Origin of the sequence: Methylobacterium hispanicum (genome assembly GCF_022179285.1) — a bacterium.
GTDB lineage: Bacteria > Pseudomonadota > Alphaproteobacteria > Rhizobiales > Beijerinckiaceae > Methylobacterium > Methylobacterium hispanicum.
In genome coordinates, this window is sequence record NZ_BPQO01000107.1 from 1 (window position 1) to 435 (window position 435).

The 435-nt window shown below is 62.1% G+C and carries 2 rRNA genes; both read right to left on the reverse strand.

The annotated features are described in order from the left end of the window. A 5S ribosomal RNA gene (gene rrf, locus MFF56_RS31965) occupies positions 1–85 on the reverse strand; the annotation flags it as partial. A gap of 192 nt (positions 86–277) precedes the next feature. Then, positions 278–435 (reverse strand): 23S ribosomal RNA (locus MFF56_RS31970); the annotation flags it as partial.

Consider the following 435-nt stretch of genomic DNA (forward strand, 5'->3'; position numbering starts at 1 on the left):
AGACACAGTACCATGGGCGCTGGTGTGTTTAACGGCCGAGTTCGAGATGGGATCGGGTTCTGGGCACACCGCTCAGGCCACCAGACCGGCCAAGCACAGGTTGTTTGGGACTTTCGCTGTCGCAGGGTGCTGCGACGGCGGGAGCCCCATTCTGTTCGGCAAGCAGGGTGAGCGACAGCCGTTGCTGGCGCTGGTCTGTTCTGTGACCGCTGTGCCGATCCTGGCGGATCGGTGCCGATCCTGCTGGGACCGATGTAGCGGCGATGGATCACGAGAGACGATCAAGTCTATCGGGCGATTAGTACCGGTCAGCTCAGCGCGTTACCGCGCTTGCACTTCCGGCCTATCGACGTGGTCGTCTTCCACGGCCCTCAAGGGAGACCTCGTTTCGAGGGGGGTTTCCCGCTTAGATGCCTTCAGCGGTTATCCCGTCCG